Genomic DNA, 20,727 nt, shown 5'->3' with positions numbered 1-20,727 from the left:
CCATCCTCTGCGGGGGAAGGCTTTTCTTACTCGAAGTCTTTGCCCGCCTTATTATAAAGGTGCGTGCGCAGCACACGGCACTGCCAGACCGGGGCGGCACCCTGGGTGCGCAGGAAATCCGTCAGCAGCGAGGGGTTCAGGCTCAGTGCCTCGCCGCTGCCGCAGGGCAGCATTGCCGTAAAGCGCACCGTGTCCCCCTCCACCGTGTAGGCAATGCGGTCTAAGTAGTTCTTCAGTTCCAGCGTTTTTTGTCCGCGCTTCGTCTTTTTCGTGACCTCGGCGTGCTCGGCGTTGTTGTAGGCATCCAGCGCAATGGCACTGCTTGCCGGCATCGTGACCTCATAGGCCGCTGTCTCGATCTCGCCGACTTTTTCCACCGCCGGGGCAATTTTTGTGATGACAATGCCCCGCGGCATCAAGGGCTGCAAAGCGTCGATCCAGGTTTGCGGGTCGATTGTCTCCTGTTCGGTCTTGACCTCGCAGCTCTCACATAAGCTCTCCTGTCCCAGAGACAGCGGGCAGGTGAAGGACAGGTAGATATGGGGGTTGAAACCCTGGGTATAGTACACCGGCAGGCTGCTCATTTTCAGCATCCGGTGGAACACCCGCTGCAAATCCAGCAGCGAGATATACGCGGCCTCACCGCACTTTTCAAAGAATATCCTGATTGTAGTCAAAGCACGGTCCTCCGATCAGTTTATTGGCACCGCAGGCGCTGCACTGGCGGTTGCAGGGCTGGGTGGTCCTGGCTTCCAGCGCTTTTTTGTACTCCCGCACCAGATGGGCCTTTGTCACGCCGACGTCAAGATGATCCCAGGGTGTGACCTCGTCCAGGCCAATGGCGCGGTAGTTGTAGAAGTCTGGGTCAATACCGCAAGTCTTAAAGGCATCCAGCCAGCGGTCATAGTCAAAGTATTCTTCCCACGTATCGAAGAACGCGCCGTTCTCGAACGCTGTCTCGATAACGCGGCCCATGCGGCGGTCTCCCTTGGCGAAAACGCCTTCCAGCACGCTGGTGGTGCTGTCGTGGTAGTTGACCTTGATTTTGCGGGAATGCACGCAGCTGAGCAGATATTTCTGCTTCTCGCGCAGGGCTTCGCGGCGGTCCTGGGCGCAGAACTGGAACGGCGTGTCGGGCTTGGGCACAAAGCAGGCCACGCTGATCGTCACCTGTACGCCCTTGCCCTTCGGGCGGTTGGGGATTTTGTAGAAGAGATCCACGACCTGCTGGGCGGTATCGGCAATACCCTTGATATCGTCCAGTGTCTCGGTGGGCAGGCCCATCATAAAGTAGAGCTTGACCGAGGTGTACCCTTCCGAGAAGGCAATGCGGCAGCCGCGCTCGATCTGCTCCCAGGTGACGTTTTTGTTGATAACGTCGCGCAGGCGCTGGGTGCCGGCTTCGGCGGCAAAGGTCAGGCCGCTTTTGCGTACCTTCGTCGTTTTCTCGACAAGAGATTCCGAGAAATTGTCCACGCGCAGTGACGGCAGCGACAGGCTGACATGGTCAGCCTCGGCCCAGGAGTTCAAATTATCCAAAATTTCTTCCAGCCGGGAATGGTCGGAGGTGGACAGGCTCGACAGGCTCAGTTCGTCATAGCCTGTGTTGCGGCAGAGCGCACGGGCGCTGTCGCTGATGAGCTTAGGGCTGCGCTCGCGGAAAGGCCGGTAGAGCTGGCCCGCCTGGCAGAAGCGGCAGCCGCGCACGCAGCCGCGCAGCACCTCGACACAGGCGCGATCCTGCACCGCGCCGACAAGCGGCACAACGAAGTTTTCCGGCGGGGTGAAACTGTCCATATCCTTGACAATGGCCTTGGTCACGCGGGCCGGGATGCCCGGGCGGTTCGGGGTCACGGCCTCAATGCGGCCATCCTCCTTGTAGGTCACATCGTAGAAGGACGGCACGTAGACACCGGGGATCTTCGCCAGCGCCAGCAGCAGCTGTTCTTTGTTCCAGCCCTGCTTTTTGCCCTGTTCAACCGTTGCGCAGATATCTTGCAGCATCTGCTCGCCCTCGCCCAGCTGCATAATGTCGAAGAAATCCGCCATCGGCTCGGCGTTGCAGACGCAGGGGCCGCCCGCAATAATGAGCGGCCAGCGCTCGTCGCGGTCAGCCGCCCGCAGCGGAATACCCGACAGGCGCAGCATAGCCAGGACGTTTGTGTAGGCCAACTCATATTCCAGCGAGAAGCCGACGATATCAAAATCGCACAGCGGATCCTTGCTCTCGAGGCAATAGAGCGGAATGTCCAACCGCTCCATCTGTTCTTTCATGTCGGTCCAGGGCATAAAGGCACGCTCACACCACCAGTTTTCGTGGCGGTTCAGAATGTCGTACAGGATTTTTTCGCCAAGAAACGACATACCGATTTCGTAAGTGTCCGGGAAGCAGAACGCCATGCGCACATCCACTTTGGATTTGTCTTTGTAGATGCAGCCCGGCTCACCGCCCGTGTAACGGCCCGGCTTTTGTACCAGACTCAGAGCCTCTTTAAATTTCGGGGAAAATTCCGCCATATTGGTGAACCATCCTTGTTTGTATTGTGCCGTAAATCACTTTTTGGCAATAGTAAGTTTATTATACGCTGCCACCGCCAAAATTGCAACCATTTACCTTTGTATGTGCCAAAAAGGTAAAAAAGGTTGATTTTCGGAAGTTTGCACAATTTTTTTAGACTTGATTGAGCGAACTGCCACAACTGTAACCGCAAAGTGTTGATTTCGCTGCGCGTTACCGGCGTTACGTTGCGCATTTGTTGCGCGATTTACAGGATACCCCCCCCCCGGACTTTTGGGCGTGTTGACAGGTGGTTTTAAACATGCTAGTATTACTGCTATATATTTATCGTTACATTTGTACGTGTATTTTTCGGCGGAATTTGTCAGGGATACGTACAGGGTATAATACAGTTTTAGGAGTGGTACTTGTGAGAAAACGGTTGTTCATATTTGCGGCTGCAACCTGCTTTGCGCTTTCTGCTTTTGCAACCCCTGCCTTTGCAGGGGAACCAAGCCTTCCGGATGAGCCAACGATCGGCAGCGAGGCATCCGTGCAGTCTGATGGGAATTCTAACGGGAATCCTGACGGGAATTCTGACGGGAATTCTGACGGGAATGTGAAGGAAGATGCGCTGCCCGGCGGCAGTAATGATGCTTTGCCCAATGGGGAAAACAATAACAGTGAGAGACAGACAAATCCCAGTGTTGCCGCCCCTGTGGTGGCTAAGATTGGCGAAACTGAGTATCCGACGCTGCAAGCCGCGATTACCGATGCATGTAATGGCACCACAAGCAGCGATGCTACCATTACCATTACGCTGCAAAGCGATTTGGAGTTGACCGAGGGCCTGCGGTTTATCGGTTCGGGTGATAATGCTGACCAGTGGAAGAAGATTACGCTGGATGCCGCCAAACACAGCTTAACGCTGAAACAGAAGGGTATCTATGCGACCCGCTGCGAAGTGACCATCAAGAACTGCCGCGAGCTGACTGTCAATGCGGGAACGAACCCCGGCAACGCCAATAAAGAAAATGCCAATATCTCTGCAGTATTCTTTGGCCCCGGCACACTGATTCTGGACGAGTGCGCCATCGTGAATATTACGAACCTCGAGCCTAACGACTCGGGCGGCAGCGGCCTGTGCATCTACAACGGCGGTAACTTGTGCATTCAGAATAATACGCACTTCACCGTCAGCGGGTTTATGAACAGAATTCCGGTAAACCCTGGTGAAGAGGGAAAGGGCGGTTGCAGCGGCATCTATATTGATTCTGATCCGGACCAGAATGACGAATATAAAACCATCAAGGGTCGAATTGATGTCTCTAACAATTCTACTCTGACAGCCACAAACTGTTATCATAATGGCATCACCGCCAACCCAGTAGATGTCAAGGTAACTAATTATTCCGAAATAAACGTCAACAGGAATGGTGATGCAAGGGACCCCTACGCTCACAAAGGTGGTATTGGTTGCTACTATGGAACCATGACTATTTCCGATCATTCCCGCGTTATTTCGGAAAATAATGGTTCCACGTTTGGCATTTTTGTCCACAATCTTGATGTGGACGGAACTTCTGAAATCGAGTCACGGTATGACACAATTTATGGTATCGCTTTCAACGGCAACGCTGTTTTGCAAAGCGGTGCAAAGATGACCTCCGTGGGGCATTGGGGTCCCGGAATCGCTCTTTACGATTTCAACGGCAGCAAAGGTTCCTTGACTGTACAAAAGGATGCTGTGCTTTCTTCTAGCAGTACAGCCGTTGGTTTAGCAAACGGCGGCAACAATTTTAACGTTCTTGCCGGTGCGCAGGTATATTTGAATGACAACGTTGTCGGTCTCGACAACTATCCCAATGCTACTACTACCGTTGAGGCCGACGCACATTTGGAAATTTGCCGTAATGGCGCATGGGGCATCAAAAACGGCAATAGTGACATAGGTTCTGGCACGTTGGTTCTTAATGCAGGTTTAATTACGGAAAACAACAAGCTTGACAGCATCCCCTACAAAGGCAATATCACTTTTAATGTCAACGATCGTGATTATGAACACAAAAAGTACGGCGGCGGCATCTACAATGAATACGGCACTGTGAGTCTCTCGCCGCTCGTCAAAGTTTACAACAACAAAGCCGTCACAGCCGGTGATGACCTTTATAATACCAATAAAGGAGGCAACAGCTTCAACATCATTAAACTGGAACCCGGCGCAAAGTGGAGTGTTTTGGACGATGACGGAAAAATCATTGACGACTGGTATCACGATACCGAAGGCGAAGAAAACCGTTGGAAGCCAGCAACCGCTAAAAATAATACCGTCACCATTCTTCCCCTGGGCGCGGCGCTGAAAGCGGCACATGGTATAAATGCACCTACTCCTTCGCCGAAGCCGGCGGAACCGACTGCCGCCCCTACCGAAGCACCTACCCCTACCGCCGCACCCACAACAATCCCTACCGTAGCACCCACAGCAGCGCCTACAACAGCGCCCACGGCAGCACCTGCCGACAACACCGCAACGGCTGCCCCCGCCACCCCGGCGCCCACGGCACAGCCCACTGTGACCGCCACACCCGCGCCCACCGCGCAGGCATCCGGTGTTATCCCCCAGACGGGCGACAGCTCTTCCCCCGCCCTGTTCAGCATTCTGACGCTGGGCAGTATCACCGCCCTCTGCGTGCTGCAAAAGCGCCGTAAATCCAAATAATCCAAATTAAAACAAACCCCGGAGACCGTGCGTCCCCGGGGTTTTGCATTTTGTGGCAACGGCTGCGGGCGGAGCAAAGCCCCGCCCCTACGTTCTCCGCAAGCCGTGAAGTGCCCCCGCAATGCGCCAGCCATCCAGGCCGGGCAGGGGCAGAAGGTTACTGCCGCCCACCAGCAGGTTACAGCAGGCAAACCAATACCCGCCGTAGCTGTACCCTGCCCCGCGCATGAACAGCAGCACCGCCGCGCAGGCCAGCAGGTTGGCCAGCGGCCCGGCTGCAGCCAGCAGAAGCTCCTGCCGGGCGGTCATGGGCAGGCCGCGCAGCCGCAGGCAGATACCAAACGGCGACACTTCCAGTTCCGGCCAGTGCCCCCACAAAGCGCGGTAGGCCAGCGCGTGGCCGCTCTCGTGCAGAATCGCACAGCCCAGCCCCACCCGCACAAGGCCGCTGCCGTCCAGCGCCAGCAGCACGGTCAGGCCAAACAGCACCGCCAGCGGCCTGCGCCAGGTGATTTTGGGCCTACGCTGCATCCTGTAAAGCCTGGGCCGGGTCGTACCGCAGGCCCTTGTGCAGTATCTCAAAATGCAGGTGCGGGCCGGTGGCGTTGCCGGTCTGCCCCACCGTGCCCAGCGTCTGCCCGGCGGTCACGCACTCCCCCGCGCGGACAAACAGATATTGCATATGTGCGTACAGCGTCTCGTCGCCGTCGGCGTGCAGGATGCGGACATAGTTGCCATAGCTTTTATGGCTGCCCGCCGTGCGTACCACGCCGTCCGCGGCGGCCAGTACCGCCGTGCCCCGGGCCGCCGCCAGGTCGTTGCCAATATGGAAATCGTCGCCCAGGCCGCCCATGGGGTCGGTGCGCCAGCCATAGCCGGAGGTTTTGCGGGCAAAGTGCCCCGGCAGCGGGAAGCAGAGCGCAAAGTCCGGGGTGTAGCTGTCCTCGCTGGCGTAGGCGGGCGGTGTCGGCTGGCCGTGGGGCGTGCGGGCTGTCTCGGGCGCGGCGGTGAAGTCGTCCCACATACTGCGGGCGGAGTTTGCCAGTTCCTCGGCAGTCTGTTCAGTGAATTTCAAAAGGCCGCGTTCCTCCCCCAGCAGCAGCGATTGTTCTGGCTGTGTGGCGGCGGCAAAGGCACGGCGCAGCACCGGATACGCGGGCCAGCCCAGCAGTTTGGCCGCCAGCACAAAGCCGACGGCGGCCAGGCACAGCAAAATCTGCGCCCACAGGACCAAATCTTCCTCACTGCGCGGACGTGCGGGCGGTCTGGGCGGCTCGCGCTCCTGCATCGGGGCTGCATCTTCCCACATGGCGTACACCTCCCCTGTTTTTTACAACAGTATGCGGGAGGGGAAAAAAATATCCGCCCCGAAAGGCGGATGGAAGATTGGTTATAACGGCACACGGCCACGGCTTTTCCGCAGGAGGTCGTTTTCCTTACAGGTCAAGCTTCGGCAAGCCCGCCCCTCATCCGGCCTCGCACACTCGACCACCTTCCCCCTTCGGGGGAAGGCTCTTTACGCGCCCAACGTCTGGCGCAGCATTTCCAGGCGCTCGTTCATCAGCTTGGCGGGCTTGGTGAACAGGCCCAGGCCGTTCACATCCAGCGTACACTCTACACTGGTGGAGTCGCCGCCGCCCAGCAGCAGCGCCGTAAAGGTACCGCTGATCTTGCCCTTCTGGAAGTTGCAGCTCAGGCAGCGGGGCTTTTCCTTGCGGGTAAAGACGATCTGGGTCTCGCCGCCGTCGGTGTTCTTCTCGGTGGCTTTCATGCCGTCGTCGCTTTCCTCGTACCCGCTGACGTCCTTGCGCCAGTTGTTCAGGGTGGGCTTGGTCAGGTAGAGCCAGACCTTGTTGGGGTCACAGGCGTAATTTGCGGTCACTACACAACTTTTCATGGTTTGGGTTCTCCTTATTTTTTCCCGCGGCCAAACAGGTTTTGCAAAAGGCTGGCGCGTTTGGGGCGCAGCGCTGCGTGCTGGCGGGCCACAGGTTTTGCAGTGGCCTTGGCGGCCGCTGTTTTGGGTTTTGGCTTGGCTTTGGGCTTCTCGGGGGCCATCTCAAAGCCGTACTGGAAATAGCCGAACATTGCCATCTGGCTGTCCACCGGGGGCTGGCCCTCGGCGGGGCGCACCTTGGTGTAGGTGCCGTCCGGCTGCATTTCGCGGGCGTTCACGGTGTCGCGCAGCTGCAAATCGAGAATACCGCGCAGCTTTCTGGCGATAGCCGGGTCGTCCACCCGGACGCCGACCTCGACGCGGCGCTCGGTGTTGCGGGTCAGGAAGTCGCCGGAGGCGATATAAATGCGCATATTCTCGCCGCTGCCGAAGCAGTAGATGCGGGAATGCTCCAAATACCGCCCGACCAGGCTGCGGATATGCACGTTCTCGGTGCGGCCCGGCACACCTGCCCGCACGCAGCAGATGCCGCGCACGATCATATCCACGCGCACGCCCGCGCAGCTGGCCTCGCTGATCTTATCAATAATCTGCGGGTCGTTGATGGAGTTGTTTTTGAGGATAATCGACGCGGGCTTTCCCTGCATGGCAAGGGCGATCTGGCGGTCCATTTCCTCGAGCAATACGCTCTTGAATCGCAGCGGCGCGACGAGCATCGTGTCGGCCTCACTGGTCAGGCGCTGCAGGGCCATATTGTTGAACACAGCGCTGGCTTCCTCGCCGATCTCCTGCCGGGTCGTGATGAAGGACAGGTCGGTGTACAGCTCGCTCGTCTTTTCATTATAGTTGCCGGTGCCGATCTGCGTCAAGTATTTATATTGGCCGTTGACGCGGCTGGTTATAAGGGTCAACTTGGAATGTACTTTATAGTCATCGAAACCGTAGAAAACCGTGCAGCCGGCATCCTCGAGCTGCTTTGACCAGTCGATGTTGTTTTGCTCGTCAAAGCGGGCGCGCAGCTCGACCATGGCAACGACTTCCTTGCCGTTCTCGGCGGCGGCAATCAGGGCGTTAACGATCTGGGAGTCGCTTGCCATGCGGTAGAGCGTCATTTTTATCGATACAACGTCCGGGTCCGCGCCCGCGCGCAGCAGCATTTTAATAAACGGGCGGATACTCTGGTACGGGTAAGCCAGCAGCACATCATGCTTGCGCACCTCGGTGTAGAGGTCGTACCCTGCCGGGGCCTGCATCGGCCTGGCGGTGGGATAGAACAGCTCCGTGTGGCCGCCGTCGCCGGAGATACGCCCGGCCAGCTTGAACAGTGCGCCGGAGTCGAGCGGCGAAGTCTGGGTATAGCAGCGGTCCGCCGGGACGACGAGCTTGTCCCGCAGGAACTTGACGATTTCCTGCGGGGCGTCGGGCCAGAATTGCAGGCGCACAGCGGCGAGCTTGCGGCGCTTTTTCAGCAGCTCACTCATAACGTCGCGGAAGTCAACATCGTGGTCCATCATACCTTCGTCGACCGTGATATCGGCATTGCGGGTCACGCGGAAAAGGCACTGCTTGGTCACGGTGCTGGCGCTGAAAATCGTGGCGGCGTAGTGGGCGATGAGCTCTTCCACAAAGGCGAAGCAGGCCGTCTCGCCGTCCTTTACGAAGAGTACGCGCTCAAACTGGCTGCTGACCGGCACGATGCCGTAGCCGACGCCCTCGTTTTTCGTGTGCAGCTGAGCAATGTAGTAGATATCCTTGTTGTTCAAAAACGGGAATGGATGGCGGGAGTCGACAATTTGGGGGCTGAGCAGCGGGAACAGTTCGCGCTGGAAGTAGGTTTTCCAGAAATGTTCCTGCGGCTTGGACAGCTTGGCGAAATCGACTTTCTTGTAGCCTTCGGCGGCCAGTGCCGTGACAAGGTGCTGGAAATATTTATCGCACTTGGCCTGCAATTCCGCCACGCGGGGCGTGATGGCGGCAATCTGCTCGGCAGCGGTCATGTGGGTGACGTTGTCGGTCTTGTTGTTTTTCAAGAGCGTTTGGTCGTAGAGCGAACCGACGCGCACCATAAAGAACTCGTCCATGTTGCTGCCAAAGATGGCGGCAAACTTGATGCGCTCGCCCAAAGGCACGGTCTTTTCCTTTGCCAGGGCCAGTACGCGGCTGTCAAAGTCGAGCCAGCTGAGTTCACGGTTGATGAAGATGCTTTCCGGCTTTTTTTCCAAGTTGATCTCCTCCATTTATTGTACGGCGGCAAGGCCCGCCCAGCTTTCTGTCATGCGCAGGGATATCCCCTTGACGTTGGCCGCGTCAGCCAGCGACGCAAATGCGCCGTGAGCGGTGCGGTATGCGACAAGGGCGGCGGCCTTCTCGGGGCCAAGGCCCGGCAGGGTGGTCAGTTCCTCGGCAGTAGCGGTGTTGATGTTGATGATTGCCGGGGCGGGGGTCGGCGTCGGCGCGGCCACAGCCGCCGGGATATACACAGCGGCGGGGCTTTGCGGCTGCCACACAGGCGCGATGAGGAACAGCGACCCCAGGATAATCAACGCCGCTGCGGCAGCCGTCAGCGCTGCGAGTTTCCGGGTTGTCTGCATGGCCGTGTCTCCCATTTCCTGTTGAATTTTAATTATAGCACATTGCTCTAAAAAAAGCATCCGCTTTTGCGGAATTTTACACAAAATATACGATTTTCTTGCCTTAGCGGCGGCGGGTACCGGGCAGCGGCTCGGCGTCCACCATAATAGCATCGGTGCCGATGGTCTTGATGCTCTCCCACGGGAGGATCAGGTCATCATCGCAGCCCAGCAGGCCAAAGCAGTGCGCCCGCCCGCGCAGGATGACCGATTGCAGCCGCGCCCCCCGCTCGTCAAAGACGATATCGTCGATGCGGCCAAGGTTTTCGCCGGTTTTCAGCTGGATGACATCCTTGTTGCTCAAATCGCGCAATGTCATGGGATAGCCCCCTTTCTCTTGTATCCTATGCAAATTGCGTGTATAATAGTAGAAAATATGCTATGCACCTTACGGAGGTTTTTATGTATAAAAATATTATTTTCGATTTTGGCGGCGTTGTGGTGGATTTTGCCCCCAAGGATTTCTTGATGGACCATTTCATGAACCGCCGCGCTGAGGAGGAAACCTACGAGCTGGTTTTCGGCAGCCAGGAGTGGCAGGATCTGGACCGGGGCACCATCACCCGCGAGGCCGCCAACAAGCAGATGTTAGAGCACGCCGCCGAGGCAGGCCGCATATTTGAGGTGCAGACCTGCATTGACGAGTGGGCCACGATGCTGCGCACAAAAAAGACGACCGTGCAGATCATGCGCAAGCTGAAAGCCGCGGGCTACCGGCTGTACTACCTGACGAACATTCCCACCGACATCATGGACGAGCTGCGCCAGCGGGAGTGGTTCTCACTATTCGACGGCGGGATTGCGTCCTGCGACGTACACCTGTGCAAGCCCGAGCCGGAGATTTTTACAACGCTGATGCAGACCTGTCGCCTGGCCTACGATGAGTCGATTTTTGTGGACGACAACAAGGCAAATGCCCAGGCCGCGTACAACCTGGGCATCACCGGTATTTTGTATAAGAACCCGAAGTCCTTCACCCGTGCGCTGGGAGCGTGCGGAATCGAGATTGAGTAAAGCATAAATGACCCGCGGCGTCCGATTTGGATGCCGCGGGTTTTGTTTTGCTTAGTCCGCGCAGATTTGCTCTTTAATATGCTTTAGTGCGGCCTTTTCCAGGCGGCTGACCTGGGCCTGACTGATGCCGATTTCCTGCGCCACCTGGGTCTGGGTCTGGCCGCGGAGATACCGCAGCGCGATGATGCGCCGTTCCCGGGGTGTCAGGGCCTTGACCGTGTCACGGAACATCATATCGCTGATCCAGTTTTCCTCGCCTGCGTTGTCCCGCAGCTGATCCACCAGGGCAAAACTGTCCTCACCGTCGGAGTAGACCGGCTCGTACAGACTGGCGGGCGTGACGGCGGATTCCAGCGCCATGGCGACGTTTTCGGGGCTTTGGCCCACCTTGGCGGCGATCTCGGATATTTTCGGCTCGCGGCCATTCTGCTTTTGCAGTTCCTCCCGCGCCTGCATCGAGTGGTAGGCCAAATCACGGATGGAGCGGCTGACCCGCACGGCGTTGTTGTCCCGCAGGTAGCGCTTGACCTCGCCCACGATCATCGGCACACCGTAGGTGGAAAACCGCACGTTCTGCGCCGGGTCAAAGTTATCGATGGCCTTGATAAGCCCGATGCAGCCCACCTGGAACAGGTCGTCCATATTCTCGCCGCGGCTTGCGAATTTCTGCACGACGCTGAGCACCAGCCGCAGGTTGCCCTGCACCATCTCCTGCCGGGCCTGGCGGTCACCCGCGCGGGCCGCCTTGATAAGGCGGGCTTTTTCGGCTTCGCTCAGCACTGGCAGGCGGGCGGTATCCACGCCGCAGAGTTCTACTTTTCCAGCATACATCCTGTTGACCCCCAGTTTTTATTTACCGGGAGTATGGGCCGGTATGCGCCGCGGCAAACCGGTAAATTTTGCACATTGGGCTGCGGCGGCGCATAGCATACGAAAAAGGAGGGGGTTTTTATGATGGATTCCCTGTGGTTTGTCATTGTGCTGGTACTGCTGGCCGTCGTATCGGTGGCGCTGGTCCTGGTGCTGGTTTTGCGGCGGGAGGAACTGCGCGACGGCCGCGAGACCCGCACCGAGTATTTGCAGCCCAACTATGGGCAGACGGGTGGATTCCGGGTCGCGTCCACGCCCAACAACGAAATCATCATTCCCTATCGCTACTGGCTCATCGAGGGACGCGTCTCGGAGATCGATTACAACATTGTACCTGGGCGGCGGATGAGCCTGCGCACCGCGAAGCAGGGGCAGATGTTATACCCCGCCGGGTTCTTTGACCTGGCGTTTGAGGATGTGCAGCAGTATGAGATCGACGGCATCACGGTCACACAGCGGCAGAACGCCGGGCGTATCACCGGCATCAGCTGGGCGCGGGATGGGTACGAGTATCTGCTGTATTCAATGCAGCCCGAAATGAACATGGTCGTCGGGCTGGCCGTGGAGTTTGTGACAAACACCCGGGTGGAGCCGGTGGTGTAGAAGGCATTGCCCTGTAGGGGCCGCACATGTGCGGCCCGCGGCTTTCCGGGGACTCCTGCTGACGGGCAGGCCGCGGGCCGGGCATGCCCGGCCCCTACGAAGCTGCAGATTTTTTAGCCCACCGCCTCCAACTCCCGGCGTAATCTGCGGATAATGCGCTTTTCCAGCCGCGAGATATAGCTCTGGGATATGCCCAGCGTGTCGGCGACTTCTTTCTGGGTGTGTTCTTCCTCGTGGTTCAAGCCGAAGCGCAGCTCCATGATACGCCGTTCACGGGGGGAAAGCCGCTGCACTGCGCCGCGCAGGGCCGCACGTTCGGCATTGCGTTCCAGTTCCTCGCCCACCTGGGGGTCGTCGCTGGTCAGCACATCCATCAGCAAAAGTTCGTTGCCGTCGGTGTCGGTGTTCAGCGGCTCGTCAATGCTGGCATCCTGCCGCCGGTTGGAACTTTTTCGCAGGTACATCAAAATTTCATTCTCGATACATCGGCTGGCGTAGGTCGCCAGCTTGATGTTTTTCGTAGGTTCAAAGGTGTTGACAGCCTTGATAAGGCCAATCGTGCCTATCGAGATCATATCCTCAATGCCAGCCGACGGTGTCTCAAACTTTTTGGCAATGTACACGACAAGCCGCAGATTATGTGTAATGAGCAGATCCCGCGCCTGGGGCCGGCCCGCTGCCAGTGCGGCCAGGGCGGCGCGTTCCTCATCGGGCGGCAGCGGCGGCGGTAATGTGTCCGCTCCGTTGATGTAGTGCAGCTCCTGCGGGGCGGCCAGCCGCAGCCACAGCAGGTACAGTTCTTTGAGCATGATGTTCTCCCACTTTGTCACAAAAAATCATTGCCGTACAGCGCTTCGTAGGCGGTGCTGCCAAAGCTGCGCGGTGCAAACACCACGGCGCTGCGGCCCAGGCCCAGCACACCTTTCTCGGTGATAAGGCCAATACCCGGTACCGCAAAGCCGGGCAGCAGGGTTCTGTCTGCCGCCGTGCCGCAGGGCACCAGCCGCAGCCGTGCGCCGGGCGGCGGATCTGCCTGGGTGGCTCCGGCGAACCATTGCTCCAAAAAATCCACCGCTGGCCCGGGCAGCCGCGCCTTGGCATCCGGGTAGCTGACGACGAGCACCGGCAGACAGGTGATGGGGTCGCGCAGGTGGCAGCCGGTGTCCGGTGTCGCCCGCAGCCGGATGGGCTGGCCGCAGAGTTCAAATTCCAGCCCGACGGTTTTTATCGGGGCGTCCCGCCGCATCAGCAGCCGCAGGCCAAGATCCACTGCGCCGCAGCAGACGCCCGACAGCGCCAATAAAAGCAACGGCGAAACGCGCAGATACACCGTCAGGTTGGCCGTATCCGCTGCCCGCGTGCCGGTGCGCAGAACGGCCAGCAGCACCGCCCCCGCCAGGGCGATATTCAGCGCTGCATACCAACAGGCCGCCGTGACCAGCCGCCGTTTGCTGCGCCAGCCGAAAGCCGCCGCCGTAATAGCCAGCGCCGTGGTGATTTTGTAGACGACCTGCACAAGGTAGGGCTGGGGCGGCGCAAACAAAATAAGCGACGACATCGCCGCCAGCCCACTGCCCGCCAGCATCCGCACGAACCCTCCCCGCTGCCCGCTGAGCGCCCCTGCCGCCAGCAACAGGAAATAGGCCATGAGGAAATTCGTCAGCAGCAGCACATCCAGATACACTACCGTTTTGATAGGCCCACCTCCCCTGCATTGGCTCTGTTACCACTATATGCGCGGCCGGGTGAGAAAATCCGGGAACGGTGAAATGTCCGAAAACATGACAAGCCCGGTGCCTCCCCCCAAGGAGGATGCCTTTCAACGCAAAAACGCCCCGCTGCAAAATACAGCGGGGCGCAGGAGCTTATGCTATTTTACTTGGATGCGCAGGCGGAGCAGCTGGCGCAGGAGGCACAGTCGGGGTGCTCCTCGGCCCAGATGCGGTCAGCGGAGGGAGTCCACTGGTCGGCATAGGGGCGGCAGCGGCGGAACACATCATCCGTAGATTCCGGCTGCTGCATATCGGTGCTGTGGGCACCGCTGCGCTTGACCATCTCACCCAGCAACTCGGGGTTTTCGAGCATCGGGCAGGGGCGCAGGTGGTTGTGGTTGAAGGGCTGGCCCTTGTGGTATTCCTTGAACAACGGCTGCTGCAGGCACTCGAGCAGGCTCTTGTCGTGGATGTTGGCGTTGGAGTAGTGGATGAACACGCAGGGCTCCACATCACCGGCCGGGTTGATATGGGCATACTGACGGCCGCCGGCAATGCAGCCGTCGATGTACTCGCCGTCGTTCTGGAAGTCGATGCAGAAGATAGGCTTGCCGCCGGTGTAGCCGCGGATCTCACGGACACGGTGGATCATATACTCGCGCTGCTCAGCGTTCAGCATCAGGTCAACATTGGCACCGTCGCCGATGGGCATATAGTGGAAGTACCAGTTGAAGCGCACGCCATGGCTGATGAGCATATCCATGAACTCATCGCTGGTGACGGCCTTGTAGTTAGCGCTGGTGTAGCAGATGGAGGTACCGAACAGCAGGCCGTTCTCCTTCATCAGATCCATGGCGTGCATGACGCGGTCATAGACGCCCTTACCGCGGCGGTCGTCGGTGGCATCGCCGATGCCCTCGATGGAGATGAAGAAGGCCATGTTGCCGACTTCCTTGACGCGGTCACAGAAGGCCTGGTCAATCAGCGTGCCGTTGGTGAAGAGGTGGAACACCGAGTTCTGGTGCTTGGCGGCCAGCTTGAACAGGTCTTCCTTGCGGCAGGTCGGCTCACCGCCGGTGCACATATACCAGTGGATGCCCAGTTCCTCACCCTCGGTAACGATGCGATCCATATCCTCAAAACTCAGGTTCAGGCGGTTGCCGTACTCGGCAGCCCAGCAGCCCTTGCAGTGCAGGTTGCAGGCGGAAGTCGGGTCGAACAGCAAAATCCACGGCATGTTGCAGTCGTACTTCTTGCGCAGTTCCATGACGTAGTTGTAGCCTGCGAACATACCCTCGTACACGAGGTTCAGGGTGTTCATCTTCAGGATATGGGGGTCGATCTCATTGATGGCCTTGTAGGCGTACTCCATCCACTTGCTGTTGGGGTCGGACACGAAGGAGCGGACCTTGTCCCAGTCGGCATCGGGGTAACGGTGAGCCAGCAGGGGCTGCGCCAGGTTGACGAGCTTGACAGCCTGCTCGGCCATATGTTCAGGGCCTTTGCCGCGCACTGCGTTGATGGCGGCATCAATGGCAGCGCTGAACGCTGCACGCTGGGCGGCATGAACCACTTTATTCATCGGCATGATAGATTGCTCTCCTTTTCTTTCTCCGTTTTATGGCCTTATTTTATGCTTTTTCGCGGCGTTGTGTACATAGACAAAAGCCGGGGAGTGTTCAATTTAAAGCCCGCAAACCGCGCCGCTATGGGCAAAACCAAACATTCCGGCTGAATTGTCATACAAAACCCGCCGCAGTTTTTGCGGCGTGGCAGTGAAATATTTGGACTTTTTGTCGGAAATGTGCTACAATGATTACACGTAATTTTACCACCGATAAAGCAGGAGAATTGCTATGCCGCGTTCCAATCAGACAAAACATCTGCTGGCCCAGAGCCTGCAGGAATTGATGGCTACGACCCCGCTGGAAAAGATCTCGGTCAATGATATCGTTGACCACGCAGGGGTGGGCCGCAACACCTTCTACTACCATTTTGAGGATAAATACGACTTGGTGAACTGGTATTTCCAGAGTGGCATCACCCAGTTTTTGGTAGAGCGCAGCGCCTATTCCAGCTGGGATTCCCTGCTAACAGCACTGGAAGCCTATTTTCTGGAAAACAAAGTGTTCTACTGCAACGCCTTGGCCTACAACGGACAGAACAGCTTGCAGCAATATATGTTCGATTATCTCTGCTCCATCTTTGCGCAGAATGCGCGGGAGCTGAAAGCGGATATCCCTGCCGAGGAGGCAGCAAAAATCGGCCAGTTCTTTTCCGGCGCGATGATGGGCGTGCTGATTCCCTGGGTGTTCAGCGGGATGAAGAGCAACACCCTGGCGGCGGTATCCGATTTGTCCATTCCGCTGTTCAACCACGAGATCATGCAAAGCCTGCTGCGCGGCGAAACACAATAAACAAAGCGACCCTGTACCCGATTTTACCATCGGTACAGGGTCGCTTTTTGTTGAAGTATGCGAACTTTTCAGCCCAACTGCAGCGGGAAGGTCTCCCCTTCTGCCAGCACGGAGCCGAAGGTCATATGCTCGGAAATGCGGTTGTTCAGGTATTTGACATCGCCGTCCCAGTCCAGCAGCAGAACCGGCTTGCCGGTCTCCATGCGGCCATCCACGATGCTGCGGCGCAGCTTGTGGGAGCTTTCCGCCGAAATACCGGGCTTGCGGGCGCACATACAGAAAAGTGTTTCCTGAGCAATGCTCTCGAGCCAATCGTCCTGTGTGACCTCATCAACGGTGTCATCGTCCACAAGCACCGTCAGAGCATAGAACATTTTTTGCGCTTTTAGGCGACGGGCGGCGCGGCAGGCCTCCGCCGTCAGTTCCGGCGTCTGCAATAGCGGCATGACGACGAGGTTGCGGCAGGCCGTCAATGCGTTGACGCAGGCATCATCCAGCGCGGCGGGGTCGGCCAGCAGGCCGAAAGCACTCTGCGGGTTGGCCTTAGCAAGCGATACGGCCTGCACAGGGTCGTTGGCTGTGGCGTCCAGCAGCCAGACGAAGCTGCCTTTTTTTACCGCCTTGGGTACCATATCTGCCAGGCGTTCGTCGCCGCAGCGGGCCGCCGTGATCCAGGCGATGGGCTTGCCGTCCACGTCCGCCTGCTTTTTCATTTCGCTGGCACCGTAGATCAGCCCGCCGAAGCCCATATTAACGCCGACGGTGCAGATGCGGTCCTCCTCCACCGAGTCCAGCAGACGGTGGATCATGCTGTAATAGCAGCTGTCCGTGCGCTGCAAAGCCTTTTGCGCGTAGGCAAAGAAGTCTTTCTGCTGCGGCTTTTTTGCCAGTGTGGCGCACATATCCACATAGTTGCGCAGCTGCCGGAAGCCCCCGCGGCGGATATCCCCCACCGCGCGGTGCGCCAGCGTCATCGTAAAGCTGCGCGTGCTGTTATAATCCATTGCCAAAGCGTTCGCTCGCTTTCTTGTTGATTTAATGTTCAGACACCCATCATGCTACCTTCAGCATAGCAGATGTGGCGAATGATTGCCATAGACAAAAATGCAGGATTGTTTTGAATTTTTACTTTAATTCCACCACAGTTACGCCGTTTTCGCCCTCGCCATAGCGGCCGGGGCGGAAACTCTTGACCGCCTTGTGGGTGCGCAGGTGCTTTTGGATGGCCGTGCGCAGTGCGCCGGTGCCGTTGCCGTGGATGATGTAGAGCGTCGTCTGCCCGCGCAGCATACCGCTGTCCAGGAACTTGTCCACCTCGTTCAAGGCCTCGTCCACCGTGTAGCCAAGCAGGTTGATTTCCATACTGGCCTTGCGGGATTTATCCAGCTGCACGCGGGTGGAGCGGTGGGGTTCGGCGGGCTTGCGCTTCTCCATCTTGTCCGGTGCACGCAGGTTGGAGAGCGGCACCTTCGTTTTCATGATGCCGGCGCGGACCTCGACCATATTGTTGCGGTCGGGGCGGGCCGTGACGGTGGCCGTCTGGCCAAGATCCGCAATGACGACCTCCTGGCCGATCTGCACTTCTTTGAGTGGGACGAACTCTTTGACCGGCTTCGGCTTGGCGTCGGTCTTTTTGAGCAATGTCTCGGTGTCCTTGCGGGCAATTTCCCGGGCACGCACGGCACGCTGGGCGGCGCTGGTCTTTTCGTCCTTCTGGATGCGGCGCAATTCATCGGTCAGGCTGTACGCCTCGTTCTGCACCTGCTGCATCAGGTCATGGGCCTGGCGGCGGGCGTTTTCGAGTTCTTCCTCACCTTTTTTAATTAAGGCGTCGCGCTTCTTCTCGGCGCTTTCAAGGGCGTGCTCGGCGTCGTACTTGGCCTGTTCGGCCTCGGCCTGGGCCTCTTTCAGCTGGACTTTCAGATCGTCCAGCTGGGAAAGCACGCTGTCCAGCCGCTTGTCATCGTTGGACATATGATTGCGCGCGGCATCAATGATTTCTTCCGGGATGCCGAGCTTGGAGCTGATGAGGAACGCGTTGGATTTGCCCGGCACACCGACGCTGAGTTTATAGGTGGGCATCAGCGTCTCCACGTTAAATTCGCAGCTGGCATTGACGACGCCGGGAGTTTCCAGCGCGTAGACTTTCAGTTCTGCGTAGTGGGTCGTCGCCATCAGCAAGCTGCCCTGGCGGCGCAGCCGTTCCAGAATGCTGACAGCCAGCGCTGCGCCCTCGGCGGGGTCGGTGCCCGCACCCAGCTCATCCAGCAGGGTCAGGGTAGCGTGGCCTGCCAGATCCAGAATGCCGCTGATGCGCTTCATGTGGCCGGAGAAGGTGGACAGGCTCTGCTCGATGCTCTGTTCGTCGCCGATATCCACGAGGTATTCCTCAAAGTGGCAGACGATGCTGCTCTCATGGGCGGGAATCAGAAAACCGTACTGGGCCATGGCGTTGAGCAGGCCTGCGGTTTTTAAGGACACCGTCTTGCCGCCGGTGTTGGGGCCGGTGATGACAAGCGTGTCGTAGTCACTGCCCAGCTCGATATCCACCGGCACGACTTTTTTCTTGTCGATGAGCGGGTGGCGGGCCTTGTTCAGCTTGAAATAGACCTTGTCGCTGACGGCGGGCATAAAGGCGTTCTGCTCGACAGCCAGCCGTGCTTTTGCCAGCAGCAGGTCAATTTTCAGCATAGCATCGTAGCTATACGTAAACTGCGGCTCCAGTGAGCCGACCTGTGTGGAGAAGGACGTCAGGATACGGGTGATTTCCTCCTGCTCCTGGGCGCGCAGCTGCATAATGCGGGCATTGGCCTCGACAACCGCCGTCGGCTCAACGAACACCGTCGCGCCGGTAGAGGAAACGTCATGGATAACGCCGCCCACCTCACCGCGGTACTCGGCGCGGACCGGCACGACATAGCGGCCATTGCGCAGCGAAACAACGGCATCCTGCAGGAATTTGTTGGTGGTGGAGTTGCGGATGATGTTATCGAGTTTGGTGCGGATGGAATCCTCGGTCTGGCGGATTTTGCGGCGCAGATCGTGCAGCGTTACGCTGGCGGTATCGGCCATTTCCTCCGGGGAAAGAATGCTCTCGCTGATCTGTTTTTCCAGCACTGGCTGCGGGGCCAGCGAAAAAAACAAATCGTCGGTGGGAAGCATTTCGTGCTCGCTCAGGCCGTACCACTGGCTCAGGCCCGAAAAGTTGCGCAGCGTCGCGGCAATTTCCAGCAGTTCGCCCATCGAGAGAATGCCGCCCTTGCGGGCGTGGGCGACGATGCGGCGCACCTCGCGCACGCTGCCGAAGCGGGGGCTGCCGTTTTTGATGAGCAGCGCGTTGATGGCGTTGGTCTGAGCCAGGTCGTAGCGCTCGTCCTCAATGGTGGGGGCGGGTTCCAGGGCCTGCATCATCTCCTTGGTTTCCTGGCAGGCACACAGCTGCACAGCCCGGGCAAGGACCTTGTCCAGTTCCAGTGTTGTTTTATAGGCGGTATCCATACAGGGTTTTGGTCTCCTTACTCAAGTACAGTTTTTAAAAAGTCCAGCGTTTTCAGCCCATGTTCCAGGTTCGCCAGCGTGTACTGCTCGCTGACGCGGGAAAGATCTTTCAGGCTCTCGGGTGAAATCTTGAAGCCGAATACTTTTTTATCCTCGACCGTCCAGAAGATATGGCGCATGGCATACAAGGCCCCTGCGTCCAGGTTCGGGATATGGCGCTGCCGCTCGGCACAGTCAGCGCAGAGCAGCAGCCCGCCCACCGGGTCCAGGTAGAACTCTCCCCCTTCGTATTTGCCGCAGCCCGCGCACATACGCAGGTCCGGCATGTAGCCCGCCTTAGACAGAGCACGCAGCTCGTAGACGGCTTTCAGCTGCCGCCATGGGTAGCGGCGCTCACCGATCAGGTACAGGCAGTTCAGCAGCAGACGCAGCTGGGCGTCGGCCTCGCCTTCCGCCGGTGTGGGGGAAAGCTCCATGGCGATCTCCGCCATATAGCTGGCCAGGGCCATGCCCTCGACCGTGGCAGATACGCCATGAAACACTTTTTTGATTTGCGCCGCATCCACAAAAAAGTGGCTGCGGCCGCTGGACAGGGAAAATTCAGAGTAGCAGAACAGGCCCGTGGCACTGAACAGCGGGCTTTTCATCCGCAGACTGCCCCGGGCCGAGGCCGATATGACCCCCAGGTCAGGCGTCAGGATCGTCAGGATCCGGTCGGCCTCCCCCACCTTGACCTGGCGCAGCACCAGACCCGTTGTTGCAATTTGCATATACGTCCTCCCGTGCTGCGTTCTGCTGTGTTTTATACGTTAGGTAGTCATAAATGCTGCCGGTCTGCGCAAAACGCCGCCAGCCGTCCGCCGCATTGTC

19 protein-coding genes are annotated in these 20,727 nt (G+C 58.3%); 4 read left to right on the top strand and 15 right to left on the bottom strand.

Annotated elements, in window-relative coordinates:
• Nucleotides 1-26: 26 nt before the first annotated feature.
• Both GPK89_RS05160 and GPK89_RS05155 read right to left on the bottom strand, forming a co-directional pair.
• Complete coding sequence (locus GPK89_RS05160) at nucleotides 27-677, bottom strand: TIGR03936 family radical SAM-associated protein (protein ID WP_252261488.1); 651 nt, start codon at nucleotides 675-677, stop codon at nucleotides 27-29.
• The gene (locus tag GPK89_RS05155) at nucleotides 652-2,517 is read right to left on the bottom strand and encodes a TIGR03960 family B12-binding radical SAM protein (RefSeq protein ID WP_215691874.1); all 1,866 of its coding nucleotides are present in this window, start codon (nucleotides 2,515-2,517) and stop codon (nucleotides 652-654) included. The genes GPK89_RS05160 and GPK89_RS05155 overlap by 26 nt, the downstream gene beginning before the upstream one ends.
• A 410-nt stretch (nucleotides 2,518-2,927) precedes the next feature.
• On the opposite strand from GPK89_RS05155, the gene GPK89_RS05150 reads away from it, so the two are divergent.
• Nucleotides 2,928-5,216, top strand: a complete 2,289-nt coding sequence (locus tag GPK89_RS05150; protein ID WP_215691873.1) for a hypothetical protein — start codon at nucleotides 2,928-2,930, stop codon at nucleotides 5,214-5,216.
• Nucleotides 5,217-5,303: 87 nt separating this feature from the next.
• Here the strand turns inward: GPK89_RS05150 and GPK89_RS05145 are convergent, their stop codons facing one another.
• From GPK89_RS05145 to GPK89_RS05120, 6 genes are all read right to left on the bottom strand, one after another.
• Nucleotides 5,304-5,747 (bottom strand): peptidase, encoded by a 444-nt coding sequence (locus tag GPK89_RS05145; protein WP_215691872.1) that lies wholly within the window; start codon nucleotides 5,745-5,747, stop codon nucleotides 5,304-5,306.
• Nucleotides 5,737-6,525: a M23 family metallopeptidase gene (locus GPK89_RS16215; RefSeq protein WP_252261486.1), complete on the bottom strand. Its 789-nt coding sequence runs from the start codon at nucleotides 6,523-6,525 to the stop codon at nucleotides 5,737-5,739. Before GPK89_RS16215 ends, GPK89_RS05145 begins: the two co-directional genes overlap by 11 nt.
• A 207-nt stretch (nucleotides 6,526-6,732) precedes the next feature.
• Entirely contained in the window at nucleotides 6,733-7,113 is a 381-nt protein-coding gene (locus GPK89_RS05135; RefSeq protein ID WP_215691871.1) for a hypothetical protein, read from the bottom strand.
• A gap of 14 nt (nucleotides 7,114-7,127) precedes the next feature.
• A complete protein-coding gene (gene ppk1, locus GPK89_RS05130) occupies nucleotides 7,128-9,335 on the bottom strand; it encodes a polyphosphate kinase 1 (protein ID WP_252261485.1) in 2,208 nt (735 codons plus the stop codon).
• A 15-nt stretch (nucleotides 9,336-9,350) separates the two neighbouring features.
• On the bottom strand, nucleotides 9,351-9,704 hold the full coding sequence (locus GPK89_RS05125; RefSeq protein WP_215691869.1) for a ComEA family DNA-binding protein: 354 nt from the start codon (nucleotides 9,702-9,704) through the stop codon (nucleotides 9,351-9,353).
• Between the two features lie 103 nt (nucleotides 9,705-9,807).
• Nucleotides 9,808-10,062 carry a PRC-barrel domain-containing protein gene (locus tag GPK89_RS05120; RefSeq protein ID WP_215691868.1) on the bottom strand — a complete coding sequence of 85 codons (255 nt, stop codon included), beginning with the start codon at nucleotides 10,060-10,062 and terminating at the stop codon, nucleotides 9,808-9,810.
• A gap of 83 nt (nucleotides 10,063-10,145) precedes the next feature.
• Between GPK89_RS05120 and GPK89_RS05115 the strand changes: the two genes are divergently transcribed.
• Nucleotides 10,146-10,757 carry an HAD family hydrolase gene (locus tag GPK89_RS05115; protein ID WP_215691867.1) on the top strand — a complete coding sequence of 204 codons (612 nt, stop codon included), beginning with the start codon at nucleotides 10,146-10,148 and terminating at the stop codon, nucleotides 10,755-10,757.
• A 51-nt stretch (nucleotides 10,758-10,808) separates the two neighbouring features.
• On the opposite strand, the gene GPK89_RS05110 is transcribed toward GPK89_RS05115, so the two are convergent.
• Nucleotides 10,809-11,588, bottom strand: coding sequence for a SigB/SigF/SigG family RNA polymerase sigma factor (locus GPK89_RS05110; protein WP_215691866.1), 780 nt, complete (start codon nucleotides 11,586-11,588; stop codon nucleotides 10,809-10,811).
• A gap of 120 nt (nucleotides 11,589-11,708) precedes the next feature.
• On the opposite strand from GPK89_RS05110, the gene GPK89_RS05105 reads away from it, so the two are divergent.
• On the top strand, nucleotides 11,709-12,230 hold the full coding sequence (locus GPK89_RS05105; RefSeq protein ID WP_215691865.1) for a hypothetical protein: 522 nt from the start codon (nucleotides 11,709-11,711) through the stop codon (nucleotides 12,228-12,230).
• Nucleotides 12,231-12,343: 113 nt separating this feature from the next.
• On the opposite strand, the gene sigK is transcribed toward GPK89_RS05105, so the two are convergent.
• From sigK to GPK89_RS05090, 3 genes are all read right to left on the bottom strand, one after another.
• Nucleotides 12,344-13,039, bottom strand: coding sequence for an RNA polymerase sporulation sigma factor SigK (gene sigK / locus GPK89_RS05100; protein WP_215691864.1), 696 nt, complete (start codon nucleotides 13,037-13,039; stop codon nucleotides 12,344-12,346).
• Nucleotides 13,040-13,056: 17 nt separating this feature from the next.
• A complete protein-coding gene (locus tag GPK89_RS05095; protein ID WP_215691863.1) occupies nucleotides 13,057-13,914 on the bottom strand; it encodes a sigma-E processing peptidase SpoIIGA in 858 nt (285 codons plus the stop codon).
• A gap of 191 nt (nucleotides 13,915-14,105) precedes the next feature.
• On the bottom strand, nucleotides 14,106-15,530 hold the full coding sequence (locus GPK89_RS05090) for a radical SAM protein (protein WP_346344832.1): 1,425 nt from the start codon (nucleotides 15,528-15,530) through the stop codon (nucleotides 14,106-14,108).
• Between the two features lie 268 nt (nucleotides 15,531-15,798).
• Between GPK89_RS05090 and GPK89_RS05085 the strand changes: the two genes are divergently transcribed.
• Nucleotides 15,799-16,359 carry a TetR/AcrR family transcriptional regulator C-terminal domain-containing protein gene (locus GPK89_RS05085; RefSeq protein WP_215691862.1) on the top strand — a complete coding sequence of 187 codons (561 nt, stop codon included), beginning with the start codon at nucleotides 15,799-15,801 and terminating at the stop codon, nucleotides 16,357-16,359.
• 68 nt (nucleotides 16,360-16,427) lie between these two features.
• Here GPK89_RS05085 and GPK89_RS05080 read toward each other — a convergent pair whose 3' ends face one another.
• The 3 genes from GPK89_RS05080 to recO all read right to left on the bottom strand — a co-directional run bounded on the left by GPK89_RS05080 (nucleotide 16,428) and on the right by recO (nucleotide 20,627).
• The gene (locus GPK89_RS05080) at nucleotides 16,428-17,369 is read right to left on the bottom strand and encodes a hypothetical protein (RefSeq protein WP_215691861.1); all 942 of its coding nucleotides are present in this window, start codon (nucleotides 17,367-17,369) and stop codon (nucleotides 16,428-16,430) included.
• A 115-nt stretch (nucleotides 17,370-17,484) separates the two neighbouring features.
• The gene (locus tag GPK89_RS05075) at nucleotides 17,485-19,857 is read right to left on the bottom strand and encodes an endonuclease MutS2 (RefSeq protein ID WP_215691860.1); all 2,373 of its coding nucleotides are present in this window, start codon (nucleotides 19,855-19,857) and stop codon (nucleotides 17,485-17,487) included.
• Nucleotides 19,858-19,874: 17 nt separating this feature from the next.
• A complete protein-coding gene (gene recO / locus GPK89_RS05070) occupies nucleotides 19,875-20,627 on the bottom strand; it encodes a DNA repair protein RecO (protein WP_215691859.1) in 753 nt (250 codons plus the stop codon).
• Nucleotides 20,628-20,727: the final 100 nt, after the last annotated feature.

It is taken from the genome of Gemmiger formicilis, assembly GCF_018784445.1.
GTDB lineage: Bacteria > Bacillota > Clostridia > Oscillospirales > Ruminococcaceae > Gemmiger.
The sequence above is the reverse complement of the archived record's forward strand: the minus strand, read 5'-3'. Positions and strand labels throughout refer to the sequence as shown.